24 protein-coding genes are annotated in these 26419 nt (G+C 70.1%); 7 read left to right on the forward strand and 17 right to left on the reverse strand.

Going from position 1 to position 26419, the window contains the following annotated elements:
• Positions 1-69: 69 nt before the first annotated feature.
• Both chrA and AVME950_RS15655 read right to left on the reverse strand, forming a co-directional pair.
• Complete coding sequence (chrA, locus tag AVME950_RS15650) at positions 70-1428, reverse strand: chromate efflux transporter (protein WP_284430522.1); 1359 nt, start codon at positions 1426-1428, stop codon at positions 70-72.
• A 126-nt stretch (positions 1429-1554) separates the two neighbouring features.
• Positions 1555-2259, reverse strand: coding sequence for an SDR family oxidoreductase (locus tag AVME950_RS15655; RefSeq protein ID WP_284430523.1), 705 nt, complete (start codon positions 2257-2259; stop codon positions 1555-1557).
• Between the two features lie 115 nt (positions 2260-2374).
• Here AVME950_RS15655 and AVME950_RS15660 point away from each other — a divergent pair, with 115 nt between their 5' ends.
• Entirely contained in the window at positions 2375-3286 is a 912-nt protein-coding gene (locus AVME950_RS15660; RefSeq protein WP_284430524.1) for a LysR substrate-binding domain-containing protein, read from the forward strand.
• Here the strand turns inward: AVME950_RS15660 and AVME950_RS15665 are convergent.
• Positions 3283-4194: a DMT family transporter gene (locus tag AVME950_RS15665; RefSeq protein WP_284430525.1), complete on the reverse strand. Its 912-nt coding sequence runs from the start codon at positions 4192-4194 to the stop codon at positions 3283-3285. The two genes, AVME950_RS15660 and AVME950_RS15665, sit on opposite strands and share 4 nt — an antisense overlap.
• Before the next feature lie 181 nt (positions 4195-4375).
• Between AVME950_RS15665 and gcvA the strand changes: the two genes are divergently transcribed.
• Positions 4376-5266 (forward strand): transcriptional regulator GcvA, encoded by an 891-nt coding sequence (gcvA, locus tag AVME950_RS15670; RefSeq protein WP_284430526.1) that lies wholly within the window; start codon positions 4376-4378, stop codon positions 5264-5266.
• A gap of 22 nt (positions 5267-5288) precedes the next feature.
• Here gcvA and AVME950_RS15675 read toward each other — a convergent pair whose 3' ends face one another.
• Positions 5289-5834, reverse strand: a complete 546-nt coding sequence (locus AVME950_RS15675) for a GNAT family N-acetyltransferase (protein ID WP_284430527.1) — start codon at positions 5832-5834, stop codon at positions 5289-5291.
• Between the two features lie 218 nt (positions 5835-6052).
• Between AVME950_RS15675 and AVME950_RS15680 the strand changes: the two genes are divergently transcribed.
• Positions 6053-7828, forward strand: coding sequence for a diguanylate cyclase (locus AVME950_RS15680; RefSeq protein ID WP_284407147.1), 1776 nt, complete (start codon positions 6053-6055; stop codon positions 7826-7828).
• 104 nt (positions 7829-7932) lie between these two features.
• Here the strand turns inward: AVME950_RS15680 and AVME950_RS15685 are convergent, their stop codons facing one another.
• The 4 genes from AVME950_RS15685 to AVME950_RS15700 all read right to left on the reverse strand — a co-directional run bounded on the left by AVME950_RS15685 (position 7933) and on the right by AVME950_RS15700 (position 11466).
• Positions 7933-8637 (reverse strand): riboflavin synthase subunit alpha, encoded by a 705-nt coding sequence (locus tag AVME950_RS15685; protein WP_284409993.1) that lies wholly within the window; start codon positions 8635-8637, stop codon positions 7933-7935.
• A 115-nt stretch (positions 8638-8752) separates the two neighbouring features.
• The gene (locus AVME950_RS15690; protein ID WP_284430528.1) at positions 8753-10114 is read right to left on the reverse strand and encodes an esterase-like activity of phytase family protein; all 1362 of its coding nucleotides are present in this window, start codon (positions 10112-10114) and stop codon (positions 8753-8755) included.
• 98 nt (positions 10115-10212) lie between these two features.
• Positions 10213-10452 (reverse strand): hypothetical protein, encoded by a 240-nt coding sequence (locus AVME950_RS15695; protein WP_284430529.1) that lies wholly within the window; start codon positions 10450-10452, stop codon positions 10213-10215.
• A gap of 111 nt (positions 10453-10563) precedes the next feature.
• Positions 10564-11466 carry a DMT family transporter gene (locus AVME950_RS15700; RefSeq protein WP_284430530.1) on the reverse strand — a complete coding sequence of 301 codons (903 nt, stop codon included), beginning with the start codon at positions 11464-11466 and terminating at the stop codon, positions 10564-10566.
• 65 nt (positions 11467-11531) lie between these two features.
• Here AVME950_RS15700 and AVME950_RS15705 point away from each other — a divergent pair, with 65 nt between their 5' ends.
• Positions 11532-12470 (forward strand): LysR family transcriptional regulator, encoded by a 939-nt coding sequence (locus tag AVME950_RS15705; RefSeq protein WP_284430531.1) that lies wholly within the window; start codon positions 11532-11534, stop codon positions 12468-12470.
• 33 nt (positions 12471-12503) lie between these two features.
• On the opposite strand, the gene AVME950_RS15710 is transcribed toward AVME950_RS15705, so the two are convergent.
• Together AVME950_RS15710 and AVME950_RS15715 are read right to left on the reverse strand one after the other, a co-directional pair.
• Positions 12504-13385 (reverse strand): siderophore-interacting protein, encoded by an 882-nt coding sequence (locus AVME950_RS15710; protein ID WP_284430532.1) that lies wholly within the window; start codon positions 13383-13385, stop codon positions 12504-12506.
• A 128-nt stretch (positions 13386-13513) separates the two neighbouring features.
• Positions 13514-14032 (reverse strand): PadR family transcriptional regulator, encoded by a 519-nt coding sequence (locus AVME950_RS15715; RefSeq protein ID WP_284430533.1) that lies wholly within the window; start codon positions 14030-14032, stop codon positions 13514-13516.
• 233 nt (positions 14033-14265) lie between these two features.
• Between AVME950_RS15715 and AVME950_RS15720 the strand changes: the two genes are divergently transcribed.
• A complete protein-coding gene (locus tag AVME950_RS15720; protein ID WP_284430534.1) occupies positions 14266-15024 on the forward strand; it encodes a M91 family zinc metallopeptidase in 759 nt (252 codons plus the stop codon).
• 27 nt (positions 15025-15051) lie between these two features.
• On the opposite strand, the gene AVME950_RS15725 is transcribed toward AVME950_RS15720, so the two are convergent.
• From AVME950_RS15725 to AVME950_RS15750, 6 genes are all read right to left on the reverse strand, one after another.
• Positions 15052-16722 (reverse strand): FAD-dependent oxidoreductase, encoded by a 1671-nt coding sequence (locus tag AVME950_RS15725; RefSeq protein WP_284430535.1) that lies wholly within the window; start codon positions 16720-16722, stop codon positions 15052-15054.
• A 30-nt stretch (positions 16723-16752) separates the two neighbouring features.
• Positions 16753-18372, reverse strand: coding sequence for a polyamine aminopropyltransferase (locus AVME950_RS15730; protein ID WP_284430536.1), 1620 nt, complete (start codon positions 18370-18372; stop codon positions 16753-16755).
• Positions 18373-18469: 97 nt separating this feature from the next.
• Complete coding sequence (locus AVME950_RS15735; protein WP_284430537.1) at positions 18470-20641, reverse strand: TonB-dependent receptor; 2172 nt, start codon at positions 20639-20641, stop codon at positions 18470-18472.
• Positions 20642-20792: 151 nt separating this feature from the next.
• Positions 20793-21017, reverse strand: coding sequence for a DUF350 domain-containing protein (locus AVME950_RS15740; RefSeq protein ID WP_284397450.1), 225 nt, complete (start codon positions 21015-21017; stop codon positions 20793-20795).
• 64 nt (positions 21018-21081) lie between these two features.
• Entirely contained in the window at positions 21082-22578 is a 1497-nt protein-coding gene (locus AVME950_RS15745; RefSeq protein ID WP_284430538.1) for a DUF4178 domain-containing protein, read from the reverse strand.
• Between the two features lie 71 nt (positions 22579-22649).
• On the reverse strand, positions 22650-23711 hold the full coding sequence (locus AVME950_RS15750) for an SPFH domain-containing protein (protein ID WP_284430539.1): 1062 nt from the start codon (positions 23709-23711) through the stop codon (positions 22650-22652).
• Between the two features lie 173 nt (positions 23712-23884).
• Here AVME950_RS15750 and AVME950_RS15755 point away from each other — a divergent pair, with 173 nt between their 5' ends.
• On the forward strand, positions 23885-24136 hold the full coding sequence (locus AVME950_RS15755) for a DUF2061 domain-containing protein (RefSeq protein ID WP_272566451.1): 252 nt from the start codon (positions 23885-23887) through the stop codon (positions 24134-24136).
• Positions 24137-24335: 199 nt separating this feature from the next.
• Here the strand turns inward: AVME950_RS15755 and AVME950_RS15760 are convergent, their stop codons facing one another.
• Positions 24336-24641: a flagellar basal body protein gene (locus tag AVME950_RS15760; protein WP_284430540.1), complete on the reverse strand. Its 306-nt coding sequence runs from the start codon at positions 24639-24641 to the stop codon at positions 24336-24338.
• Between the two features lie 497 nt (positions 24642-25138).
• Between AVME950_RS15760 and AVME950_RS15765 the strand changes: the two genes are divergently transcribed.
• Positions 25139-26377 (forward strand): DUF5666 domain-containing protein, encoded by a 1239-nt coding sequence (locus tag AVME950_RS15765; protein ID WP_284430541.1) that lies wholly within the window; start codon positions 25139-25141, stop codon positions 26375-26377.
• Positions 26378-26419 lie beyond the last annotated feature (42 nt).

Consider the following 26419-nt stretch of genomic DNA (forward strand, 5'->3'; position numbering starts at 1 on the left):
GGCTGGTCCGGGCTGCGCTGGGTAGTGGCGGTGGCTCTTGCCATCCGCCACGGCATTTTCCAAGGCCTGTCACACCCCCGACAGCCGGCACGCCACGCCCAGCAGTCCGCAGAGCGCCAGCACCGGAATCACACCCCATCGGAGCCGGAACAGGGCCACCGCGGCCAGCACGCCGATGGCGGCCGAGGCGGCGTCGAAGCGGCCTCCCAGGCCCTGCGGCCACAGCACGTGATAGGCGAAGAACACCGCCAGGTTGGCGATCACGCCGACCACGGCGGCGGTGATGCCGGTCAGCGGCGCGGTGAACTTCAGGTTGCCGTGGGTGGACTCGATGAACGGACCGCCCAGCAGGATGAAGACGAACGAGGGCAGGAAGGTGAAGAACGTCACCGCGGTGGCGGCCACGGCGCCTGCCAGGAACAGCGATCCGGGCCCGAAGAGGGCATGGGTCCATCCCCCGACGAAGGCCACGAACGACACCACCATGATGAGCGGGCCGGGCGTGGTCTCGCCCAGCGCCAGGCCGTCGATCATCTGCGTGGCGCTCAGCCAATGGTGGTGGTCGACCGCGCCCTGGTAGACGTAGGGGAGCACGGCGTAGGCGCCGCCGAAGGTCATCAGCGCGGCCTTGGTGAAGAACCACCCCATCTGGGTCAGCACCCCATGCCATCCGAACAGCGCCCAGAGCCCTCCCAGCGCCAGCAGCCACAACCCCGCGCCCACCAGCAGCACCTTGGCAAACCGCGTCCACGAAAACAAGGCGTGGGGCGGCGCGGGCGTGTCGTCGTCGATCAGTGCCGGCCCGGCCGATGCCGTTGCCGCGCCATGGGCGCCACCTGCGGAAAAAGCCTGCGGCGACACCCGGCCGCCCACATGGCCGGCAAACGCCGCGAGCAGCACGATCGCGGGAAACGGCACCTGCAGCGCGAAGATGGCTACAAACGCGGCCACCGCGATGCCCCACAGCCAGCGGTTCTTCAGCGTTCTGCCTCCGATCCGCCAGGCCGCCTGCACCACCAGCGCCGTGACGGCCGGCTTGATGCCGTAGAACACCCCGGCGATCACCGGCATGTCCCCATGGGCCATGTAGAGCCAGGACAGCCCGATGAGGAGACACAGCGACGGCAGCACGAACAGCGTGCCGGCGAGGATGCCGCCCCAGGTCCGGTGCAGCAGCCAGCCGAGGTAGGTGGCCAGCTGCTGGGCCTCGGGCCCGGGCAGCAGCATGCAGTAGTTCAGGGCGTGGAGAAAGCGCTTTTCCGAGATCCACCGGCGGCGCTCCACCAGTTCCGCATGCATGAGGGCGATCTGCCCGGCCGGGCCGCCGAAGCTGATGAAGCCGAGCTTCAGCCAGAAAAGCAGGGCCACGGAGAGTGGCAGCGGGTGGGGGCGTGCCGATGCGGCGTCGTCGGGCAAGGCGGTGTCCATGATCGATTCCATGAGAGCTGCCAGCACTTGGACGGGACACCGTCTACCCGGGGCGGGACGGGAGGCTGTGTTCCCGGTGCGCGGATCATAGGGCCGCCGCCGTGGCCGTGGAAGGGCCCGGACGGATCACGGCGCGCGCATGAGCCCGCCGTCCACCCGCAGGCTCTGCCCCGTGATGTAGGCCGCCCCGTCGGAGGCCAGGAAGGCGACCGTGGCGGCGACTTCCTCCACGGTGCCGTAGCGCTGCAGCGGCACGGCGGTGCGCCGCTCTTCCCACACGGGCAGGCTGTCGATCCAGCCGGGCAGCACGTTGTTCATCCGCACGTTGTCGGCTGAGAAGCTGTCGACGAAGATGCGCGTGAACGAGGCCAGCCCGGCGCGCATGACGGACGACGCCGGGAACAGCGCGCTGGGCTCCAGTGCCCAGGCCGAGGAGATGTTGACGATTGCCCCGCCGCCCTGCCTTTGCATGAGGGGCGCCACCAGGCGGGTGGGCCGGATCACGTTCAACAGGTAGGTGTTCATGCCCTCGAGCCACTGTTCGTCGGACAGGTCCAGCAATGGCGCCCGAGGCCCATGGCCGGCGCTGTTGACCAGCACGTCGATGCGGCCCCAGCGCCGGTGGGCCAGGTCCACCAGCCGCCCGATGTCCTCCACCGACTGGTTGGAGCCGGTGACCCCCACGCCCCCCAGCGCCTCGGCGAGCGCCTGCCCTTTCCCGGAGGAGGAAAGGATGCCGATGCGAAAGCCATCGGCGGCCAGCCGGTGTGCGGCCGCCGCCCCCATGCCACTGCCGCCGGCGGTGATGAGCGCCACTTTTTCTACTGCCATTTGCCGGTCCTTGCGTGCCGCCAGTGGCACCTGGAGATTGTTCGACAGCCCAGGCGTTTCGGGGGCATGGAGCCCGGCAGATCGCCTGCCTCGAATCAGTAGAAAATCTGCACCCATGACGGAACCCCTCGGGCGCATGCCCTCGCTCAATGCCCTGCGTGCCTTCGAGGCCACGAGCCGCCACCTCAACTTCCGGCTGGCCGGGCTGGAACTGGGGGTGACGCAAGGCGCCGTGGCGCAGCAGGTGCGGGCCCTGGAGGCGGAACTGGGCCTGAAGCTCTTCGAGCGCCTGCCCCGCGCGCTGGCGCTCACGTCCAACGGCCAGCGATACATCGTCGGCGTGCGGCGGGCCTTCGAACTGTTGGCCCAGGCCACGGAGAGCCTGGTCCCCCAGCCCCTGCGACTGACCGTGAGCGTGACGCCCACCTTCGCCACCAAATGGCTCATCCCGCGGCTCGACGGCTACACGCGCCGGCACCCAGGCGTCGATCTGCGCATCCTGGCCACGGAGCGGCTGGCGCACTTCCACAACGAAGCGGTGGACCTGGCCGTGCGCTATGGCCGGCCCCCGTTCGGTCCCGGGTTGTCCGCCGATCTGCTGTTCGAGGAATGCCTGGTCGCCGTCTGCAGCCCGCGGTGGCGAGAACGGAGCGCGCAGGCCGGCGATGGCATCGCGCAGGTGCTGCTGCACGATGCGCAGTCGCCATGGGAGACTTACTTCGAGCAGTGCGCGCCGCAGGCCAGGGCGCCTGCGGCGCGCGCCCTGCATTTCAACCAGACCACGCTCGCCATCGATGCCGCCGCCATGGGGCAGGGCGTGGCGCTGGCCCAGCAGGAATTCGTGGCGCCCGATCTGGCGGCCGGGCGGCTGGTGCTGGCCTTTCCCGAGGCCCTGCGCACCGGCGCGGGCTACTACCTCGTGCACCCCCGCAAGCAACGGCATCCCGAATCGGTCGCACAGGTGCGGCGCTGGCTGCTGGACGGCGCGGGCGAACCACCGGGCGCCCCACCCCCGTTGCCGCGCTAACGTCCAGGTTTCGCCACGGCCGTCGGCCGCAGCACCAGCCACAGCGCCGCGGCGATCAGCCCGCCGCCGGCCGCGTGCGCGGCGGTGGCGGCCTCGCCCAGCACCAGCCAGCCCCAGGCCACGCCGAACAGCGGCACCAGGAAGGTCACCGACAGCGCCTTGAGCGGCCCCACGTCGGCGATGAGCCGGAAATACAGCACATAGGCCAGGGCCGTGCACAGCAGCCCCATGGCGAGCATGGCGGCCCACACCACGGGTGGCGCGGCCATCCACGTGGCGGGCAGGCCGGGCTGGCGCCACACCTCCCAGGCCGCGAACGGCGCCAGCACCAGCACGGCGCCCCACTGGCTGCCCACCGCCACCAGGCGGCTGTCGAGCCCGCCGCGCGCGGTGATCCAGCGGCGCGTGAGAAAGCCCGCCGCGCCGTAGCAGGCCGTGGCCACCAGGCAGGCGCCCATGCCCGCCAGCACCTGCGGCGACAGGGCCACGGGGCCCGTCTGCGCCAGCACGGCCACCCCGGCCATGCCCAGCAGCACGCCGGCCGTGCGCGCGGCGGTGATCCGCTCGCCGAAGGCCGCGGCGCCGATCAGCACGCCCATGAGCGGCGTGGTGGCGTTCAGGATGGCGCTGTAGCCCGCCGGCAGCGTGCGGGCCGCGAGCGCGAACATCAGGAACGGCACCCCCGAATTGACCACGCCCAGCACCAGCGCCGCGCCCAGCTTGCCGTGAAAGGCCGGCCGCAGCCGCGCGAACGCCAGCAACGCCATCAGCCCGGCCGCCGCCAACGCCACGCGCCCGAAGGCCGTCGGCACCGCGCCCAGCACCGGCACGGCGATGCGCATGAACAGAAAACTGCCGCCCCACAGGGCGGCGAGGGCGAACAGGCGGATCAAGCTGGCGAGGGTCATGGGTGGCGCCGGCGGGGCATGGACCCCGCCGAATCGGCAAAACGAAACGACGAAACCGAAGGCTTTCGCCAAGCCCTGGCGGGCCCGGGCCGCCCCCGGCGCTGGAGGCCCATTCTTCGAAATCCGGTGGGTTCGCGCAAACCATTTATGCTGCGCGACTGTTTATTTTGACTGAACGGTCATGCGCCTGCCTCCCCTCATCGCCGTGCGATTTTTCGAAGCCACTGCGCGCCATCTGAGCGTGCGCCGCGCCGCCGCCGAGCTGCACGTCACGCCGGGCGCCGTGTCTCAGCAGGTGCGCAAGCTGGAGGAGTTCCTGGGCTGCACGCTGTTCGAGCGCCTGCCGCGCGGCCTGGCGCTCACGCGGGCGGGTGCCGAATACCAGTCGGCCTGCAGCGATGCGCTCGCGGTCATCGGCCACGCCACCTCGCGGGTGGCCGCCGGCGCGCGGCGCGTCGTGCTGGTGAGCTGCACGCCTGGCTTCGCCGTGCAGTGGCTGGTGCCGCGCCTGCAGGACTTTCAGCAGCACGCAGCCGGCCTGGACGTGCACGTGAGCACCACCAACCGCACGGTCGATCTGGCCGGCGAGGGCGTGCATTTCGCGGTGCGCCACGGCATGGGAAAGTACCCGGGCCTGCGGGCAGAAGCGCTGCTGGCCGACGATCTCGTGCCCGTGTGCAGCCCCCGCCTCATCGCGCCGCGGCGCATCGCGCGCGCCCGCGACATCGACGGCCATCGCCTGCTGCACGACGAGCACCGGGGCGACTGGCGGCTGTGGTGCGAGGCGCACCGTATGCCTCGGGTAAACACCGAACAGGGCGTGGTGTTTGCTGATTCCAACGGCGCCATCGAAGCCGCCGTGGCCGGCCGGGGCTTCGCGCTGGTGCGCCGCGCGCTCATCGGGCGCGAGCTGGCCACGCGCGCCTTGATCGGCGTGCAGGCGGGTGCGTTGGCCACGCCGCTGGCGTACCACCTGGTCTATGCGGCACCCGCGCTCATCGATCCGGAGCTGCGGCGTTTCCGCGACTGGATCGTCGCGCAGGCTGGGCAGGAGCGCGGCGGCGGCGCTTGAGCGATGTGGCCGGCGCCGGGCTTCACGCCCCCGGCAATGCCCGCACCATGTAGACCGCGCCCTCGCCGTAGGTGGCCAGCCGCGTGCGCTGCGCAGCGTCCTGCAACGGTGCGGGGGCATAGCCGTGCCGTGCCCAGTAGCCCTGCGATCCCTGTACCGAGACCAGCGCGCTGTGGCGCAGCCCTTCGCGGCGTGCCGTGGCCCAGGCCGCGGCCAGCAGCACCTGCGCGAGGCCCTGCCCTGCCAGCGCGGGTGACACGGCCATGTCGTGCAGGTACAGCGTGTCGGGGGCCTGGGCGGCCTCGAAATCGCCGTGCAGCGGCGTGACCTTGCCCCGCAGCGAGCGGTAGGCCGCCAGATAGGCACACAGGTGGCCGTCCCGCTCCAGGGCGAGCGAGCACTGCGCCGGGCTCGCCAGGCGGCGCAGGAACACCGCATGGCTTTCCTCGAACCCCTCGCCATAGCAGGCGCGCTGCACCTGCAACAGGCCGGGCAGATCGGCCGCGGCCAGCGGGCGCGCCCGGGGCGGGGCGGATGGCGGGGGGTGGGATCGGGCGTGGGCGGGCATGGGCGTGGGCGGTGCGAAGGGGCGGCACGGGCAGCGAAGGCCTCCATCCTACGGCCGGTGCCCGCCGGCCCGTGCAGGCGCATTTCTTGCACCTTTTCGTTGCCAATTCCCCGAAAACCGTCGCCATTTGGCCCATCCGTTCGCGGCCGCAGCGCCCCGATCGGATGCAGGTGAGAGAATTTCCATACCGTTGCCCCGCCGTACTGATGCCAGACACCATGTCTTTAAGCCGATTCCTCCGCCTTTTCGGGGCCCTCGTGGTGTTGGCCACGATGCTGCTGGTCGGCCGCATCGCCACGACGGAGTACCAGTCGGTGCGCGCGTCGGCGGCCAGCGTGGAGGCCATCGACCAGTTGCGCGCGGGGCTGCTCGCTGCCGAAATGGTGTCGCGCGAGCGCGGTCCCACCAACGGGGCGCTGGGCGGCCCGTCGCCCCTGCCGCCGGAACTGCAGCAGCCGCTGGCGCAGGCCCGTGCCCGCACCGACCGCGCCTTCGACGCGTTGCATGGCGTGCTGGCAGCGCGCACGGGCGATCCCACGCTGGCCGACGGCGCGCGGCGCGTGCTCGCCGCCAAGATGGCGCTGGCCACGGCCCGGGCGGGGGTGGATCAGGTGGTGGCGCAGCCGCGCGAGGCGCGGGCGCCCGAGTCGATCCGTTCGGCCGTCTACGGCATGGTGGCGATCGTGCCGCTGCTGGCCCCGGTCACGAGCAGCCTGGCCAATGCCGCGCGGCAGCACTACCCGGCCCTGGCCGATGACGTGCAGGTTGCGCGCCTCGCGGCCGAACTGCGGGAGTTCGCAGGGCTGCTGGGCTCGCATTTCACGGCGGCGCTGGCGCGCCAGCAGCCGTTCACGGCCGAGGAACGCCGGGCCATCGAGCAAACGCGCGGGCGCATCGCGCAGCTGCGCTTCCTGATCGAGCTGCGGCTTTCGGTGCCCGAGCAGCCGCGCCCCATCGCGCAGGCGTGGCAGACGGTGCAGCAGCGCTACTTCCGGGACACCGGGCCGCTCATCGACCGCATGATCGCCGCCGGCGAGGGCAACGGCCGCTACGGACTGGACGCCGCAGGGTTCGCGGCGCTCTACGTGCCCGACATGAACACCATCTTCGATGTGCGCGACACGCTGCTCAACCAGCTGCGCGAGCGCGCCAGCGCCGAATACACCCGGGCCGTGCGCATGCTCGGCCTGGTGGCCGCGGGCTCGGTGGTGCTGCTGGCGCTGCTGCTGGTGGCGCTGTCGATGGTGGACCGCCGCGTCCTGCGCCCGCTGGTGCAGACCGCGCGGGCGCTGAAGGCGCTGGCCAACAACGACCTGGATGCGCCCCTGCCCCAGCCCGCCGCCAACGACGAAATGGCCGCGGTGATCCGCGCCGCGCGCGAACTGCAGCTGCAGACCCGCCAGCGCGAGGCCCTGGAGCGCGAGCGCAACAGCCTGATCGCGCAACTGCGCGAGCAGTCCAACACCGACTTCCTCACCGGCCTGCCCAACCGGCGCGCCTTCTTCGACGCGGCGGAAAGCGTGCTCGCGCAGGCCCGGCGCCACGGCTTCGGCGTGGTCATCGTCATCCTGGACGTGGACCGCTTCAAGATGCTCAACGACCAGTGGGGCCATGCGGTGGGCGACCAGGCGCTCGTGTCGGTGGCGCGCGCGCTGCGGGCCGAATTGCGGCTGGGCGATCTGGTGGGCCGCTTCGGCGGCGAGGAGTTCGTGGTGCTGCTGAGCCACTGCGACCCCGCGCACGGCGTGCGGCTGGCCGAGCGCCTGCGCGAGGTGGTGGCGAACCTGCAGCTGCTGCTGCCGGCATCGCCCGAGCCGCTGCGCGTGACGGCAAGCTTCGGCGTGGCCGATTCCGGCCGCCACGGCCTGGTGCTGGACCAATTGCTGTCCGAGGCCGACGCGGCGATGTACCGCGCCAAGGAAACGGGCCGCAACCGCGTGGTGCTGGCCGAGCCCCGGGCGGACACGGGCGCCGGGGAGCTGGTCATTCTTTGACGTGTTCAGGTGTTTGCTATTGAATTAATAGCGATACGCCCTAGTGGAATATGTGCTGAAGCCCGTTTTGATGCCGGCTGCCACACCCGGAGCCCGGTGGCCCTTCAGCGCGGCAGCACGGGCGGCTGCACGAAGTCTTCGAGCGACAGGCCCTTGTCGCGCAGCAGCGCCTCCAGCACCGGCTGCAGGGCCCCCAGGCTTTCCTGCACCGCCTCGCGCACGGTGTCCACCACCACCTGCGTGCTGCGCTCGATCTCGATGTTGAGGCGGTCGCCCGCCTGCTTGTGCTCGAACACCGTGGCGCGGCGCGTCTCGGGGATCAGCCACACCTCGAACCAGCCCTCGGCGCGGTTCACCTCGGAGACCGTCAGGCTCGCACCGTGGATGGCGATGTAGCCCTTGGCGAAGATGTACTTGCGAAAGGCGGGCGGAATGTCCACGCGCCACACGCGGTTGTTGTCCGACTCGCGCACCGACTGCAGCGTGGTGGCGAAGTCGATGTGGCCCGACAGCGGGTGCCCGCCGATCTCGGCGCCGTCCCTGGCCGCGCGCTCCACGTTCACGCGGTCGCCCACGGCGTAGCTGCCCAGGGTGGTCACGTTCAGGCTCTGCAGCACCACGTCGAACGCCGCCGCGTTGGGCGGCAGCAGCTCGGTCACCGTGAGGCACACGCCATCCACCGCCACGCTCGCGCCCACGGCGAGGTCCTGGCAGAAGCCGGGCGGAAAATCGATGATGAAGGTCCGCAGGCCTTCGCGGTCATGGATGGCGGCGAGGGCCGCCGTGGCTTGGACGATGCCAGTGAACATGCGTGTGGATTCCCGGTGCGTGGAAAAAGGCCGCCGGGGGCAGCGCCGCGCAACCGGGTGCCCCGAGGGTGCGGCGATTTTGCCACCCGGGTCGGGGCCCGCCGCCTGCAGGGTTTCAGCGCGCGCGCAGCAGCTCGCCCACTTCCAGCAGCACCAGCTCGTTGTCGTCGGCCCGGTTGGGCTCGCGGCTGGAGCTGAACGGCAGGTTGTTGTCGTTGCCCACCACGATGTGCGTGGCGTCCACCACGTCCACGTTCTCGATGGTGAAGAACGGGAAGGTGAGCACGCCGTTGTTCAAGGGCTTTCTCGCCAGGCGCTGCGGGTCCTGGATGTTCAGCAGGTCGATGTAGCCCACCTTGCGCAGCTCGGCGCCGGCGTTGGCATCGGTCAGCTCCACCTTGTACACGCGCTTGAACTTCGCCAGGTCGTGGAAGCAGTCGGTGCGCTTCTGGCCCTCGGGGCAGGCCTTGTCGGCCGTGCCCTCGCCGTTGTCGCGTTCGATGATCAGGCCGGTGTTCTCGTCGATCATGTTGAAGTCGCCGATGGCGTGGTGGTTGGCCTCCAGCACGTACTTCCAGTGGCGGCCCGTCCACTTTTCCTGCTTCACGTCGAACTCCAGCACGCGCAGGTATTGCTTGCCGCCTTCCACCGCTTCGTAGGCCTTGGCCGATTCGTTCCACACCGGGCCTTCCAGCAGCGCGTAGAGCTTGCTGCCGTCCCTGGACGATGCCATGCCTTCGAAGCCCTTGGAGCGCTTGATCTCGAAGGCCGGCGCCTTGGCATCGGGCGCGCCCGCTGCGGCGATGGCCGGGTGGTCGGGCGAGCGAACGACCTTGCCGTCCACCTGCGTCTCGAACACGGCCAGCACGCGGCCGGACAGGTCGGCCTTGATGAGGTAGGGGCCGAACTCCTCGCCGATCCACAGCGCGCCGCCGGCGAACTGGAAGCTCTCGGGATCGAAGTCCGAGCCGGTCAGGTAGCGTTCCTTCGTGCCCTCTTCGGCGATGCGGAACGGCACCTTCTTGTCCGGGTCGTGCAGGAACACCGTCTTCTGGCGCTTGAACTGGCCGCTTCGGAAGTCCACCGTGTAGTGGTTCAGGTACAGCATGAAGTCCGGCGAGTTGGCCTTGGCCCCCGCGCCGTTGTCGGTCAGGATCCAGAACGACCCGTCGGCCATGCGCTTGATGCCCGAATGGCCCTGCGCGGGCTGGCCCTTGAACGGCAGCGATACGCCCGTGGGCCGGCCGGCGGAGGTGCCTTCCACGCTGCCCAGCTGGTCCACGCGCTGTGGCGTGGTGAACTTGCCGCTGGTCTGCAGATCGGCCGGGGCATCCTTGGGCGCGGGAATGAAGGTCTGCGCCGGCAGCACCGCATGGCCGGCGAGCGTGGCGGGAAAGGCCTGCTGGGCGTGGGCGGGCAGCAGGGCGGCGGCGCAGGCCAGCAGGGCGAAGGGGGCGAGGCGGAAAGAGGGCAGCATGCGATGGCTTGTGGCGAACGAAAACCGCAACGATGCCGGCGCGCCGTTACAGGGCCATGACGGTGCAGGGCCGCGCCCGTGCGCGGCGCTTTCCAGCGCTACTTCTGCGGCAGGGCCGCTTCCAGCCGCTGCATCTCTTGCTCCAGCGTGCCGCGGCTGCGGAAATGGCGCTGGGCCTGGTCGTACCAGTATTCGGCGTCTTCCAGGTCGCCTTCCTGCAGATGCACGATGCCGTGCAGCCAGGCGCCCAGCGGCGTCGCATCGTCCTGCACCTGCTGGTGGGCCTCGTTCCAGCGCCCTGCGCGCAGGTGCGCCAGGATGTCGCGAAGGTCGGTCATCGGAAAGCTCCTTGTGGGGGTCGGCGCCGCCACTGCGGCTCGGGCGGGCGCGTTGTCTGCCGGAGTATCGCCGTGCAGTGTCGCGGTGCAATGGGAGCTTCGAGCCGGTGATCAGCCCGCGCGCTGGCGCGCGAGCGTCCACCACGCCGCCCCCACGATCAGCGCCCCGCCCAGCCATTGCACCGGGCCCAGACTCTCCCCCAGCCACAGCACGGCGAACAACGCGCCCCAGGCCGGCTCGGTGCCCATCAGCAGGCCCACGCGGCTGGGGGCGGTGTGTTTCAGCGCCCAGTTCTGCGCGATGAAGGCAAACACCGTGCAGCCCAGCACCAGGTACAGGCTCGCGGCCCAGAAGGCGCCCTCGGCCGGCAGGGCGGGCAGCCCGCCCGGCAGCGACACGGCCACCAGCAGGCACCCCAGCCCCACCGCGGCGGACTGCACGGCGGTGAGCAGCAGCATGGGCGCCTGGGCATGCCGCCGGGTGAGGCGGCTGGTGGCGCACACGGTCACGGCGCGCAGCGCGGCGGCGGCCAGCATCAGTGCGTCGCCCAGGCCCCATCGAATCTGCAGGCCGCCGCCCGCCAGCAGCGCCGCGCCCAGCAGCGAAACGGCCGCAAAGCCGAACACGGCGCCGGCCGGCCGCCGGCCCAGCATCCACCATTCGGCGAACGGGGTGAACACCACGCACAGGCTGATGAGGAACGCCGCCTGGCTGGCCTGCGTGTGCGCCACGCCATAGGTCTCGCACACGAAGATCGCCATCAGCAGCGCGCCCAGCGGCAGGCCGGCGCGCAGGGCGCCGTGCCATTGCGCCCGCGTGGCCCGCAGGCACGCCGGGGCCAGCAGCGCCGCCGTGAGCAAAAACCGCACGGCCAGAAAACCCAGCACCGGGTAAAACGCCAGCGCCCCCTTGGCCACGCCGTAGCTGGTGCCCCAGACCACGGCCACCAGCAGCAGGACGAGGTCGGCGCTGCGCAGCAGCGTGGCGGGGCGGGCGAGGGGCAGCGTGGTCATGCGGCGATCGTAAATTCATGCCGCGCCATCGATAATGGCCCCTCAGAGAACAACATTGGTTCCCCATGCGCACAAATGACGCCCTGGACTGCCTGCCTGACATGGCGGTGTTCGCCCGCGTGGCGGCGGCGGGCAGCTTTTCCGCGGCGGCGCGCGAGCTGGGCCTGACCCCGTCGGCCGTGAGCCGCCAGGTGGCGCGCCTGGAAGGCGTGCTGCGCGTGCGGCTGCTGGAGCGCACCACCCGGCGCCTGCGCCTGACCGAGGCGGGCCACGCGGCGTTCGCGCGCTGCCAGGGGCTGGAGTCGTGCGCGCGCGAGGTGCTGGCGCTGGCCGGCCACCATGCCGACGTGCCCAGCGGCCTGGTGTGCATGAGCGCGCCCAAGGCCTACGGACGCCAGCGGCTGCACCCGCTGGTGCCGTCCTTCCTGGCCGCGCATCCGCAGGTGGACGTGCAGCTGGTCATCACCGACCGCACCGTGGACCTGTTCACCGAGCACATCGACGTGGCGGTGCGCATCACCGACGCGCCGCCCCCGGGCCTGGCGGGCCGGCCGCTGGAGCCGGTGGAACACGTGGTGTGCGCCAGCCCGGCGTACCTGGCGCAGCGCGGCCTGCCGGAGCACCCGCGCGATCTGGCGCAGCACGACTGCCTGCCCCTGGGCGAGGACGAGCGCGACCGGCACTGGCGCTTCGAGCGGCCGGGTGGCGGGGGTGGCGCAGCGGAATCCGCCATGGTGAAGGTGCGCGGCCGCTACGTGGCCAACCACAGCGAGGTGCGGTGCGAGGCCGCCCTGGGCGGCCTGGGCATCGCCTCGCTGCCGGGCTTCACGGCGCAGGCGGCCCTGGCGGCCGGCACGTTGGTGCGCGTGCTGCCCGGCTGGCGCCACACCACGGCGTACTCCGGCATGGCCTGGCTGCTGTACCCGCCCAACCGCTTTCTGCCGGCGCGGGTGCGGGCCTGGATCGACCATGTGGCGCAGGGGCTGGCCGCGCGGCCCGCATGAGGGGCCCGCGCGGCGCCTGCCGATCCCTGCCGGTCAGTCCTCGTGCGTGTCGTGCGTGGCCGCGCTGCCCCGGCGCCAGTAGCCCGAGGCCTTGACCCACTTGGGGTAGGCGCCGCGCTCGCCCACCAGGTGCGCGCGCAGGGCCTTGGCCACGGCCGATTCGCAGGCCACCCAGGCGTGGAAGTCGCCCGCGGGCAGGGTCTGCGCGCGCAGCGCCTGCAGCAGGGGCTCGGCGGTGCCGGCCTCGGCGCCCTGGCGGTGCACCCAGACGATGCGGGCATCGGCGGCGGTGGGCAGGGGCTGCTCGTCGGCCGGGCCGTCCACCTCGGCCAGCACCAGCACGGGCGTACCAGCGGGCAGTTCGGTGAGGCGGCGGGCGATGGCGGGCAGGGCCGTGTCGTCGCCGATCAGCACGTAGCCGTCGAAGGCGGTGGGAATGACCATGGAGCCGCGCGGGCCCCCCACGCCCACGGTCTGCCCGGGCGCGGCCTGCAGCGCCCATTGCGTGGCCGGGCCCGCGTCGTGCAGCGCGAAGTCGATGGTGAGGGTGCGCGCGGCGATGTCGTGGTGGCGCGGCGTGTAGTCGCGCATGGTGGGCCGGGGCGAGTCGGGCGCGAGGCCCCCGGTGTCCGCCGGCACGGGAAAGTCGATCCGGCCCGTGGCGGGGTCGGGCAGGATGAGCTTCACGTGGTCGTCGAAGCCCGCGCTGTCAAAGCCCTCCAGGTCGGGGCCGGTGAGGACGATGCGCACGCAGTGCGGCGTGACGCGCTCGGCGCTTTGCACAGTAAGGATGCGCCGGCGCAGTTCATGGCGCATGCGCTGGGGCGCGCGGGCCGCCAGCAGTTCGGGGGAAGGCTGCGCTGCGGTGGCGGCAGAGGTGGCTGGGGTGGTGGTCGAAGCGGACAGTGTGGTCATTTCAGGGCTTTCTGCCGGGGCGATGCCGGCGTTGCGGAGGGAGGCCAGGGCGTCGTGGGGCGCACTCCGGGCAACGGGGGCCGGGGCGGTCGCTCTGGGGCGCCCTGCAGGCCGGCGGGGAACAGGTGCTAAAGGCGCTCGATCTGCCGCGCCGCGGCGTCCAGCGCATCGGCGATGGCATGGATTTGCGCCTCGGCCAGCGGCTCGCGCGCCAGGCGAAGGTGCAGCGCATGGCGCAGGTTGTGCACGGCGCGCTCGATGGGCGCCGGGCGCTCACCGTGACCGCCGCCGCGCATCGGCAGGCCGCTGGCCATGCGGGCCAGCAGCGCATCCACCTCGGCGCGGTGCTCGGCCAGGTGGTCGCGCCCCGCATCGGTCAGCGTGTGCAGCTTGCGGCCGCCATCGGCGGTGACGGTGACATGGCCCATCTCTTCCAGCAGGGTGAGCGTGGGGTAGATCACGCCGGGGCTGGGGCTGTAGGCACCGTTCAACCGGTCTTCGATGGCCTTGATGAGCTCGTAGCCGTGGCGCGGCTTGTCGGCGATGAGCTGCAGCAGCACGAGGCGCAGCCCGCCGTGGCCGAACACGCGGCCGCCACCACGCCGCTCGAGAGGGGGCTGGCGCACATCCAGGAATTCATGCTTCATGGGGAAATTAGATATATCTAAAAAACAAAAGATATATCTATTTTGGAAGCGGGCTGATTGGCTGCCTGGGGTATCCCTGCAGGCTCCATGGTCTGTGAGAGCTCGCCAGTGCCCAACCCCTTCCCGGGATGCCGTTCGGAACCTGGTCACTTCCTTCGCGTCGCGGGCCGCCGCGTGACCGGGATGCCGGTAGCGTCTTTCCCTTTTCGGCAAACGCCGCCAGGAGGTGTCCCATGCCCATCCACCGCACGGATTTTCCCGGTGTCTACATCCATACGCCCCGGCCGCAGGAAGCGGGCGCTCGCACCCTCCAGCAGGTGGAAGCCCTTGAAGCCAAGAACCAGGATTTCTTGCGCCGCAACCAGGAAATCCTGGAGCAACTGGCGTCCCAATCTTCCGGCCGCACGCTGCTGCGGCAGATCGAATCCATCACCACCATGGCGCCCCGAAAGCGCGTGGTGCTGACGCCTTCGCAAGGGGGTTGGCCGCAAGCGCTTTCCTGCCAGCAGATCGCTGGCAACACGCAGTTGCGGCCCATGGACAATTGGGACGACATCGACAGCTACATGAGCCGCCGTCCGTCGGGCGATTCGTTCATGCCCGAAGTGGCGGCCGCCCCGATGCCCGGCAGGGAGACTCCCGGCGCAGACGAAGTCTGGATCCGCACCGATCCAGACATCGGCATGAAGTTTTCATCCGAGGACTCGGATGAGTACGAGTTGAGCGCAGACCATTACGTTGCAACGCTCGGCCACGAAATGATCCATGCGCGGGACAGCCTGCACGGCATTCAGCCACACCGCTCGGAAGACACCTCGACCTCTGGTCATCAGGGCTCGGACCGTCCTTTGGAGAAAGCGCTGCTGCCCGTGGAGTTGCGCACGATCGGCGTCGGACCCTATGCCGACGAAGTCCCTTCAGAAAACTCCATTCGAAGAGAACATGGGCTGACGCTGCGCAGGAGCTATCACGGCTTTACCGATGACCATTGATGGACAGAGGGGGCCAGAGAAAAGCGCTCAGGCCAGTGCCGCCGCGTGCCCACGTGTGAAAGCCTCTTCGAACACCGAATAGCCCGACCAGTCCGCATGCGCGAACGCCAGCCGCGCGGTGCCGGGCGTGGGCGGCACGGGCACGCGCTCTCCATTCGATAGCGCATAGCGCTTGCCAGACGGGCGCTGGGGCGCGATTTTGCTGAGAAACGCCTGGGTGCCCGGCAAAGGGATCGACATGGCATGGCCGTAGCGCGTGATCTCCATGCGCCGCGCATGCTTGGCCAGGTCGGGGTGCGGCGCGGCCAGCCCGGCGAGGATGGCGTCGCGCCAGTGCGCCCAGGGTTGCTCCGCCAACTGCCGGCGGCCATCGGCCACGTCGCCCAGCGCCTGGTAGTAGGTGAGCACGGTGGCGGCCGGGCGCGGGTCCAGCCGCTGGTGGCCGGCGTTCACGTAGCCCAGGCCGCCGGGCGTAGGGTCGGCGTAGAGCACGTTGTCCCAGGCGGGGGCCGCGCCTTCGCGGTCGGCCAGCGGGGCGTCGATGTGGATGTTGGCCACCAGCCAGGGCGCCCACGACAGGCGCTGCGCCGCCTGCTGCAGGAAGCCGGGCGGGTTGCGCACCACGCGCGCCGCGACGAAGACCGGCAGCGCCACGATGCAGCGGCGCGCCTGCCAGCGCTCCACGCTCTCGCTCGCGTGGTGGAACACGTCCACCTCCACGCCCTGGCGGGTTTCCTCGATGCGCAGCACCGAACTGCCGGTGCGCAGCTGCCCGCCGGCCTGCAGCGGCGCGGCCAGGCGCTGGGTGAGCCAGCCGTTGCCCTCGGGCCAGGTGAGCACGCCCTCGCGGTCTTCGGTGGCCGCATCGCCGGGGGCATGGAAGCCGTGGCGGCTGGCGAAGTAGTGGATGCCCGCCCAGGCCGACACGCGCGCCACGCCGGCGCCGTAGTCATCGCGGCAGCAGTAGTCCAGGTACCAGCGCAGGTGCGTGTCGTCGAAGCCCTCCTGCTCCAGCCATGCTATGAAAGTAATAGCGTCAAGCCCTAGATGAATCTGCGCCAGGGGCTGATTGGGCTTCCATCCTTTGAGCACCGGCATGGTGAAGGGCGCCGCGCGGCCCAGTTCGGCCACGCGGGTGGAAAAGCGCCGGTACTGCGCCAGAGTTTCGGCGCCCACGCCCTGCACGGGCAGCAGCCCGTCCTGCCACTGGCCCTGGAAGAACAGGCGCTCCTGCGGGCTGTGGCACAGGTGGCGCTCGTCGTAGCGCCAGCGCCCGGCCACGCGCTGGCGCAGGCCCAGTTCTTCCAGCAGGTCCTGCACCTCGCGCGCGCTGTCGCCCGGCACGGGCAGGTAGTGCGCGCCCAGCGGGCAGGCCAGGCCGGCCACGCTGCCGGCGCGGCTGTTGCCGCCAGCGGTGTCCTCCAGCTCCAGCACCACGAAGTCGTCGGTGCCGGCCAGCCGCAGCGAGCGCGCGGCGGCCAGGCCCGCCACGCCCCCGCCCGCGATCACCACCTGGGTGCGCCGGACGATGTCGGGCTCGATCGGCCCGCCCTTCTGGAGCCGGTCGCGCAGCGCGTGGCCGCGCGCCATGTCGATGCCGGCAAAGCCACCCTCCAGTTCGGGCGGGGCGCCGCACCCGGCAAGGGCGGCGGCAGCGGCCGAGGTGGCCGAGGCGGCGAGGAATTGGCGGCGTTGCATGTGGGCGGTGCGGCCGGGCGGCCAGCGCGGTCAGTGGGCCGCCACCTTACCCCACTCCTGCTCGTAGGTGTGCACCAGCACCTGGTTGGACAGGCGGTTGACCTCGGCCGGCACGCGCGCCATGTCGCGCGGAAAGTCGAACAGCAGCGCCAGCGTGGGCACCGACAGGAATCGCAGCCCCTCGGGCAGCGCCTGCGGCAGATGCCAGGGGCGGCGGCTGGCGATCACGAAGCCCCATTCGCCGAAGCTGGGCACATGGGCGTGGTACGGGGCGGTGCGCAGCCCCAGCGACTCGATGGTCTGCACCACCGTCCAGAAGCTCTGGCGTGCCACCAGGGGCGAGGTGGTCTGCACCACGGCATAGCCGCTGGCGGACAGGCGCTGCGCCAGCAGGGCGTAGAAGCTGTTGGTGTAGAGCTTGCCGATGGCGAAGTTGGTCGGGTCGGGGAAATCCACCACGATCACGTCGAAAAAGTCTTGCGCCCCCACGCCTTGGGGCGGCCCTGCGGCGCTGGAGTCTTGCGCCCCCACGCTCCCCTGCTGCAGCCACTGGAACGCGTCGGTGTTCACGACATGCACCTTGGGGTTGGACAGCGCCCCTCCGTTCAGCCGCGCGAGCGTGGGGTCGTCGGTGAACAGGCGCGTCATCGCCGGGTCCAGCTCGACCAGCGTGACCGACTCGACCGAGGGGTACTTGAGGATCTCGCGCACCGCCATGCCGTCGCCGCCGCCCAGCACCGCCACGCGCCGCGGCCCGGCGCCGCCCGAGGCGAACGCCGCCATCGCCGGGTGCACCAGGGCCTCGTGGTAGCGGTACTCGTCGCGCTCGGCGAACTGCAGGTTGCCGTTGAGGTACAGCCGGTGCCCCGCCTTGCCCTCGGTGACCACGATGCGCTGGTAGGGCGTGGCACGGCTCACCACGATGCGGTCCTGGTAGAACTTGTCCTCGGCAAAGCGCGTGATGTGCTCCGCGCCCACCAGCCCCGCCAGCAGCACGCCGAACACGGCCACGCAGGCCAGCACGTGCGCGCGCAGGCGCCGCAGCTCGTGGCGGAACAGCCAGACCGCCCACAGCGCCACCGCCGCGTTCATCAGGCCGAACAGCAGCCCCGTGCGGATCAGCCCCAGGTGCGGCACCAGCAGCAGCGGGAACGCGAGCGACACCGCCAGCGCCCCGAGGTAGTCGAACGTGAGCACCTGCGAAACCAGGTCCTTCAGCACCGCGTTGCGCTTGAGGATGCGCATCACCAGCGGAATCTCCAGCCCCACCAGCGTGCCCACCAGCAGCACCATGCCGTACAGCAGCACGCGGAACGCGCCCGGCGCATAGGCGTTGGCCAGGAACAGCGTGGCCGGCAGCGCGCCGCCCACCAGGGCCACCAGCAGTTCGATGCGCAGGAAGTGCGCGGGCAATTGCCGTTCGAAGTAGCGCGACAGCCACGATCCCACGCCCATGGCGAAGAGGTAGGTGCCGATGATGGTGGAGAACTGCAGCACCGAATCGCCCAGCACGTACGAGGCGAGCGCGCCGGCCGCCAGCTCGTAGAGCAGGCCGCAGGCGGCGACGACGAAGACGCTGGCGAGCAGCGCGATGTCGATGGGGCGGGGCGCGGGCGCGGCGGAAGGGGTGGGGTGGGCAGCGGCGGTCAAGCCGCTATTTTGCGGGATGGGCCCCGGCGGCGGCCGCCGCAGGCCCACCGGGCGAGGGCGCCTTCTTCGCCCGCCCGGCATCGCCCGGGCTCCCGGGTCAGAACTGGTAGGTGGCGCTCACCAGCACGCCGCGCGGCGCACCGGGCATGTCGACGGAGCGCCAGTATTCCTTGTCCAGCAGGTTGGTGACCGCGGCGGTCACGGTCCAGGGCGCGGCGCGCCAGCCCACCATGGCATCCCAGCGGGTGTAGCCCGGCAGGCGCGAGGTGTTGGCCGCGTTGAGCCAGCGGGCGCTGGTGTGCGTCACGCCGATCTCGCCGTACCATGGGCCCTGCGGCGCATAGCGCAGGAAGACGTTGCCATTGCGTTGGGCCGTGTCCTGCAGGTACTTGCCGACGTTCGCGGGCGCGCTGCGGTCCTCGGTGACCTTGGCGCTCATGAGGCCCACGCCGCCGCGCACGTACCACGAGGGCGCCACGCGGCCGGCCGCGCTGAACTCGATGCCGCGCGAGCGCTCCTTGCCGCGCACGGCCCAGGTGAACGGGTCGTTGACCGCATCGGGGCGGTACCGGATGTTGTAGTGCTCCAACTGGTAGACCGACACCTGCGTGGACAGCTTTCCGTCCAGCCAGTCGCTCTTGGCGCCGATTTCGAACTGGCGCGAATGCTGGGGCTCGTCGTCGTACACGGCGCTGGCCGAGGTGTCCACGGTGATCATGCCGCGCCCGCCGTAGGGCGAGTAGCTCTTGTTCCACGATGCATAGATGCTGTGCTCGCGCACCGGCTGCCAGACCACGCCCAGCCGGGGGCTGACCGAGTCGCCGTCGTAGCCGCGCCCGGCGGACGTGAGCAGGTTGGTGCTGTGGAAGTCGAACCGGTCGTAGCGCAGCCCGGCCAGCAGCTTCCACTGCGTGCCCAGGCTCACGAGGTCCTGCAGGTAGAGCGCGCGGCTCTGCGCCTCGTGCAGGTTGTACTGGGTGGGCGCGCCCTGGGCGGGCTTGGGAGCCCAGGGAATGGGGCGCAGCGGGTCGTAGGTGAAGCTGGCCGCGCCGCTGGACAGGCGCGGCTGGCGCTCTTCCTCGCTGGCTTCCATGCCCACGAGCAGGTCGTGCTGCAGGCCGGCCAGCGTGAATTTGCCGGTGAGGTCCACGGTGTTGGAAAGCGTCTCGTTGCGCGTCTGCTGCCAGGCGTAGTTGGGCCGCACGCGGCCGGCATAGTCGCAGCTGGCGCCCGTGGAGGTGCGGCCCCGGGCGTTGCAGTAGGTGCCGGCGAAGTAGTGGTCGAAGTCCTGGCTGGCCTCGCGCTTGCTCGCCACCCAGCGCACGCTCCAGGCCGGGTTGAAGTCGTAGCTCAGGTCCGAGCGCAGCACGCGCAGCCGGTCTTCCACCATGTCGCCGGGGTGGGCGAAACCGGTGCGGATCGACACGCCGGCGGGCAGCTGGTCGTAGGCCGGGCCACGGTCGGGCACGCGCCACACCGTGTCGTACGTGTATTGCCCGGTCCAGCGCAGGCCGGTGCGCGTGTCCACGAGGATGCTGGGCGAGACCATTTCATTGCGGTTGCGGATGCCGCTGCGAAAACTGTTCGCCTGCTCGCGGTCGGCCGTCAGCCGCACGGCCACGTTCTCGTTCAGCACGCGGTTGATGTCCAGCGTGCCGCCCACGTTGTCCCACGAGCCGCCGCGCAGGTTGATGCTGCTCTTGGCATCGAAGCGGGCCTGCTTGCTCACCATGTTGATGATGCCGCCGCCGCTGCTGCGGCCGTACAGCACCGACGCCGGGCCCTTGAGGATCTCGATGCGCTCCACGTTGGCGGTGCTGCGGCGCACCTGGCCGCTTTCACGCACGCCGTCGCGGTAGATGTCGCCCGAGTCGGCGTTGAAGCCGCGGATCATCACGCCTTCGCCCCGCATGTCGTACTTGGTGTTCACGCCGGGCACGCCGTCCAGCATGACGGCCAGGTCGTTGATGCCGTAGCTCTTGTACTTGTTGACCTCCAGCGTGTCGATGGTCTGCGGGATGTCCTTGGGCGCCATGTAGGTCTTGGTGGCCGTGGTCACGCCTTCGGGGCGCACATCGTCGGCGTCGTACTCCGACGTGACGTGCACGGTGGGCAGGGCCGCCTGGGATGCGGCTTCGGCCTGCGGCTGGGACAGGGCGGTGGCCGGCAGGCCCGCCATGCCGGCGAGCAGCGCCGCCGCGGTGGCCGTGGCCCGGGAATGGAAGAAGGCCAGGGCGGCGGCCGCTGGTGCATGGTCCGGATGTGTCATTCGCTCTCTCTGGAAAAGAAAACGGCCGCCCGGCAGGGGCAGCCGTCTGTATCGGAAAGAGCAAAATTGTAACGTTACTGATAACGATTCGTATTTGGAATCTGGCCAAAAAAAGGGCATTCGGGCGGCCATCCGCCCCCTGCCCCGCGCCTCACCCCCCGTGCATCGCCGCCGCCACGATGATGCTGATCCCCAGGCACATGGCCGCCACCACCATGGCGAGGGCCTTGTTCTGCTTCTCGACGATCTCGGCCCACAGGTCGTAGGGCGTGATCTTGTCGATGATGATGAAGCTCACCCAGAACACCAGCACGCCGATGAGCGCGAACAGGATGGAGCCGAAAAACGCGGCGGGCCGCAGCCATTCAAGAGCCATGATGATGACCTCCGTCAGATGAAAAGTGGATGCAACAAGAGCGCGCGGGGGCGTTGCTGTGCCGTCATTTGTGCCCGCCCCCACTGGAATACCCGCCGAAGGAGCCGCCCGAGCTGCGGTATCCGCCGCCCGACGATCCCGAGCAGTTGCTCATCAGCAGCAGGATGATGATGAGGATGACCGCTATGACGATGATGGTCATGCAGCCCATGCTGGTGGCGCTGGCCAGCGGCGCGGCATCCGCGCGTTGGAACAGGTCTTTTTGCCCGTCCAGCTTGAAGGCCTGGGCCACGACGGCGCTGTCGATCTTGCTGCCCCTGGACCAGGTGATCTCGCGCGGGGTCTGCTCCATCGACAGCATGCCGCGGCCGGTGCTGCTGGCAAAGTCGCGGTTGGCGCTTTTCTGGCCGCGCTCCACGGGCCAGTAGAACTCGCCGGCCACGTAGGTGGTCTCGGCGTCGTACTGGCTGGACAGGCGGTAGGTGGTGCCCAGGTAGGTGGCGCTCTGGCCGCCGCCGGTCAGCTGCGGCGCGCCCGTGGTGGGCCGCACCAGGCTCCAGCCGTCGGTCGCGTCCACCAGGAAGGCGAAGCCGCGCTTTTGGTGGTAGAGCAGGTATTCGTCCCAGCCGAAATGCTCGTCGTCGCCCGGCTCCACGCCCATGCGGTGCTGAAAGCCCACGACCTGCCAGTGCACGCCCTCCAGCTGCCCGGTCTGGCCCAGCGGGATGAGCGGGTTCACCGGCTCGTCCTGCACCGCGTGGCGCAGTTCGGCCCCCAGGCCGCTGGACAGGTCGATGAGGCTGTGGCACGACGGGCACGTCAGGCTCTTGGTGCTGCCCAGCTTCACGGGCACCGGCGCGCCGCAGTTCGGGCAATTGAACTGGCGGCCTGTCTCGTCCTTGGCGGAGGCGTCTTTCAAGCCCTGCAGCTTCAAATCCTCGAGCTGCACGGCCCGGCCGCGGTCCACCTTCGGGGGTGTGCTGCCGTAGTCGATCGACAGCACCTCGCCGTCCGCGCTGCGCAGCTCCACCATGCTGAACGGGTGGCCCAGCGGCGGCAGCTTGGGCAGTTCGCCCTGGGCGGAGATGAGCTGCGCCTGCACGTTGGCGGCCACGCTGTAGGGCTTGCCGGCCACCGCCGTGGTCATGCCGACGCGGAACTGCTCGGCCGCGGGTAGCTCGCGCCCCGCCGCGGCCGGCCGCGTGAACACGTAGGCGCCGTTGTCCTCGCCCAGCGTGGCGGTGCTGCCGTCTTCGAGGAAGGCGTTCCACTCGGTCCAGGTGCCGGCGTCGCCCTTGTATTGCAGGCGCCCGATCAGCGTGAAGGGCAGGTCCTGCCCGTCCAGCACGATGCGGCCGCTGGCCATGAGCTGCAGGGGGCTGTGGTCGTCGAAGACCTCGGCCATCTTGCCCACGCGCGTGAGCACCTCGCCGCTGCGCACCACCGTGCTCTGGCAGTAGGGGCAGACGGCGTGGGTGGACTGCGCGCTCTTGAATTCGACCGGGGCGCCACAGCCGGGGCAGGGCGCGCGGTAGGTACGCTGGGTGCCGCTCTCGGCCATGTTTTTTGAGTGTTTTTGGCCTCCTGCCCTAGTATCGATTGGGCAGGATGCTATTCAATCGATAGCGAAGACTAGACCAACTTCTTGAGCAGTTCGGCCTTCTTGGCGTCGAACTCCTCCTGCGTGAGGATGCCCTTGGCCTTGAGTTCGCCCAGCTTCTCCAGCGTGGCCATCACGTCCTCGGGCTTGACGCCCGCCGCAGGCGCGGCGGCCACGGCAGCTGCGGCCTGCTGGGCCGCGGCGGGGTTCTGGCCCTGCAGGCCCTGCTGCAGGTTCTGCGCCAGCACCTGGCCCAGCGCCACGCCGGCGCCCAGGCCCATGGCGTCACCGGCAATGCCGCCGCCGCCGTTGCCCGAGCCTTCGGCGAATTTCGGGATCGCCTGCGCCGTCTGGTACTGCATGAACTTGCCCATGTCGTTGCCGACCATGCCCATGCCGATCTTCTGGTCCATGATCTTTTGCAGCTCTTCGGGCAGCGAGACGTTCTGCACCGTCATGCCTTCCAGCAGCAGGCCGATCTTGGCGAACGCGGGCTGCAGCTCCTTGGCCAGGGCCTCGGCGAACATCACCTGGTTGGCCGCCAGATCGAGGAACGGCAGGCCGCTGCCCGCGATGGCGTTGCTGATGTTCTGCAGCACCAGGCCGCGCAGCTGGCCGTCGATCTCGGAGACGGTGTACTCGGCGCGCGTGCCCGAGATCTCGGTGTGGAACAGCTTGGGGTCGGCCACGCGGAAGGCGTAGTTGCCGAAGGCGCGCAGGCGCACGGCGCCGAAATCCTTGTCGCGGATGGTGATGGGCTGTGGCGTGCCCCACTTCTGGTCCACCTGCTGGCGCGTGCTGAAGAAGTACACGTCGCTCTTGAACGGGGACTCGAAGAGCTTGTCCCAGTTCTTCAGGTAGGTGAGCACCGGCAGCGTCTGCGTGGTGAGCTTGTAGGTGCCGGGGCCGAACACGTCGGCCACCTGGCCTTCGTTCACGAAGACCGCCATCTGCGACTCGCGCACCACGAGCGTGCCGCCGTTCTGGATTTCCATGTCCCGCATCGGGAAGCGCCAGGCCAGCGTGCCGTCGCTGTCCTCGGTCCACTGGATGATGTCGATGAACTGTTTCTTGATGAAGTCCATGAGGGCCATGCGGTGCTCCCGTTCGAGGTGTGCGGAGGGTTGGAAAGTGCGGCCATCATAGCGGCGCCCCGGGGCTTGGCTATCGCGGCGTTGGACACGATCAATTGGCGCTCGCCAATGCGAATCACTAGCATTCGTGCAGTTGTTCGTTCCCATCCGAGATTGCCCCACAGGAGTCCGCCATGTCCCGCATCCGCCAAGCCACGCTCCGCAACCTGCCCACCCTCATGAAGACGGGCAGCTACTACCTCATCCACATCTGTGTGGCGGCCCTGGTGGCCTACGCGGTCACCGGCAACCTGATCGCCTCGATCACGCTGAGCCTGTTGGAGCCCACGGTCCAGGCGGTGGCGTTCTTCTTCCACGAAAAGGCCTGGGAGCGGGCGGCCCGCCGCCGCGCGGCAGCGGCCGGCGATGCGCCCCTGGCGGCTTGAGGAAGCGGCCATGAATACCACCTCTGATTCACGCCCCCGGCAGGCGGGCGGGCCGTTTCAGCATTGGCTGATCGAGCGGCTGGCCGGCCTGGCCGGCGCGCTGTGATGGTCTGAGAGAAGAGGGAAAAGGAAAGAGGGCCGCCAGGCTGCCGTCGGCCCGGGCTGGCCCAGCGGACGGGCAAGAGGCGTATCCGGCGGTTCAGGCCCGCGTGTCGAGCAGCGAGCCCATCATGCGGCCTTCGGTGCGCAACACCTGCAGATTGGCCTTGAATGCATAGGTGGCCGAGATCTGGTCGACCGCATCGGCCTCGAGCGAGGCGCCTTCCTGCGCCGCACGGCCCACATTGGTGGTGGCCACGCCGCCTTGGGAGGCCACGGCCTCCTGGTCCACCGTCTGGCGCTTGAAGCCAGGGGTGTTCATGTTGGCGACGTTGTTGGCGGAGACATCCATGCGCACCTGGGCGGCGCGCAGGCCGGAGGCGGCGATCGAGGAAACAGAGGCCATGGGAGTGCTCCGGTGGAGGGCGAGGAAGTGCCTGGATTATCCGCCGCAGGTGCAGGAATGACCAGCCCGGCGGTGAAAACGACTGGGAACGATCGCAGGCCCCCTGCGCTGGCTTCCGCATGGCTGAGGCGTTGGTTTTTTCACCAGGGCACGCAGGGCCCGGCGTGGCGCGAAACGCTAAAGCGTACACAAGTGTTTCGAAATGAAATGGCTGTGGCTGCACGGTCGGCTCGGCGTTCGGCTGCGCGCCGCAGCGCACGCCAGGCGCGGTATCGAGAGGTATCGAGACAGGCGCCCCGCCAAAGCCCGGTCGGCGCCGTGGCCAAATCCCTTCTAAAACTGAACAAGTAAGTACACATATTGAAATCATCGGCGCGACCGGTGATTCCAAGATGCCGCCAGGCGCTGGCGTGGCGCGCGGCATCGGTTCTGGCCGCTCAACCGCCAGCGCCGCCCGGCCTCGCCGTTTCAACATCCCATCGCCTTCGGAGGTTTCCATGCAGTCCACCTTGCTCCCTGCTGTCCACCCGTCATCCCCCGCGCGCCGCCGCCTGCTGGCCGGTGGCGCGGCTTCCGCCACCCTGGCGCTGTTCGGTTGCGGTGGAGGGGGCGGCGGCGGTGGCGATGTCTCCGGCGTCGGCAGCACGGCCGATGCGTCGTTCTCCAGCGGCCCCATCAGCGGCTTCGGCTCCATCATCGTCAACAACCTGCGCTACGACGACACCGCCGCGCGCATCCTGGACGATGCCGGCCAGGCCGTCACCACCGCCGCCCTGCGGCTGGGCATGGTGGTGGAGGTGAACGGCTCGGGCATCGCGGTGGACGCCAGCGGGCTGCGCCGCTCCGTGGCCTCGACCATCAGCCTGCGCAGCGAGATCGAGGGGCCCATCACCGCCATCGACACCGCCGCCCGCACCTTCGCCGTGCTGGGCCAGACCGTGCAGTGGGCCGATGCCACGCTCTATAGCGACAACCTGCCCAATGGCGCGGCCAGCCTGGCGGTGGGCCAGGTGGTGCAGGTGTTCGGCCTGCGCAACCCCGACGGGCTGTACAGCGCCACGCTGGTGGTGCGCGACGAGCCCGTGCCCACCCGCTACAAGCTGCGCGGCGTGGTCGCTGCGCTGGACGGCACGGCGCAGACCTTCCGCATCGGCGGCGCGGTGATCGCCTACGGCGCCGTTGCGCCGCAGGCCCCCGGCATCGCCAACGGGCAGTACGCCCGCGTGGAGCTGCAGACGGCGCCCGACGCGTCCGGGCGCTGGGTGGCCTCGGCCCTGCGCACCACCGCCAGCAGCGTGACGCTGCCCAGCGGCAGCAACGTGGCGGTCGAACTCAAGGGCTACGTCACCGCGTTCACCAGCAACACGGCCTTCAGCGTGAACGGCGTGCCGGTGAACGCCAGCGGCGTGGCCAACCCGCCTGCGGGCCTGGCGCTGGGCCGGCGCGTGGACGTGAAGGGCGTGTTCATGAGCGGCCAGTTCAATGCGAGCGAGATCGCGCTGGAAGAGGCCGGCAGCCTGGCCAGCCGCAGCTTCGACGTGAAGGGATCGATCCAGCGCGTGATCCCGGCGGCCTCGGTGATCGTGGTGCGCGGCGTGCCGGTCCACTACGCCAGCGCCCGCTTCGAGGGCGGCACCGCGTCCGACCTGGCCGAGAACCGCTCCGTGGAGATCCAGGCGCAGGTGGCCGCCGGCACCTTCGGCCTGGTGGCGCAGACCATCCGGTTCGTTGCCTGATTCGATTGCTATCAATTAAATAGCGGTATGCCCTAGTAGATA

Source organism: Acidovorax sp. SUPP950, assembly GCF_030158935.1.
GTDB lineage: Bacteria > Pseudomonadota > Gammaproteobacteria > Burkholderiales > Burkholderiaceae_C > Paracidovorax.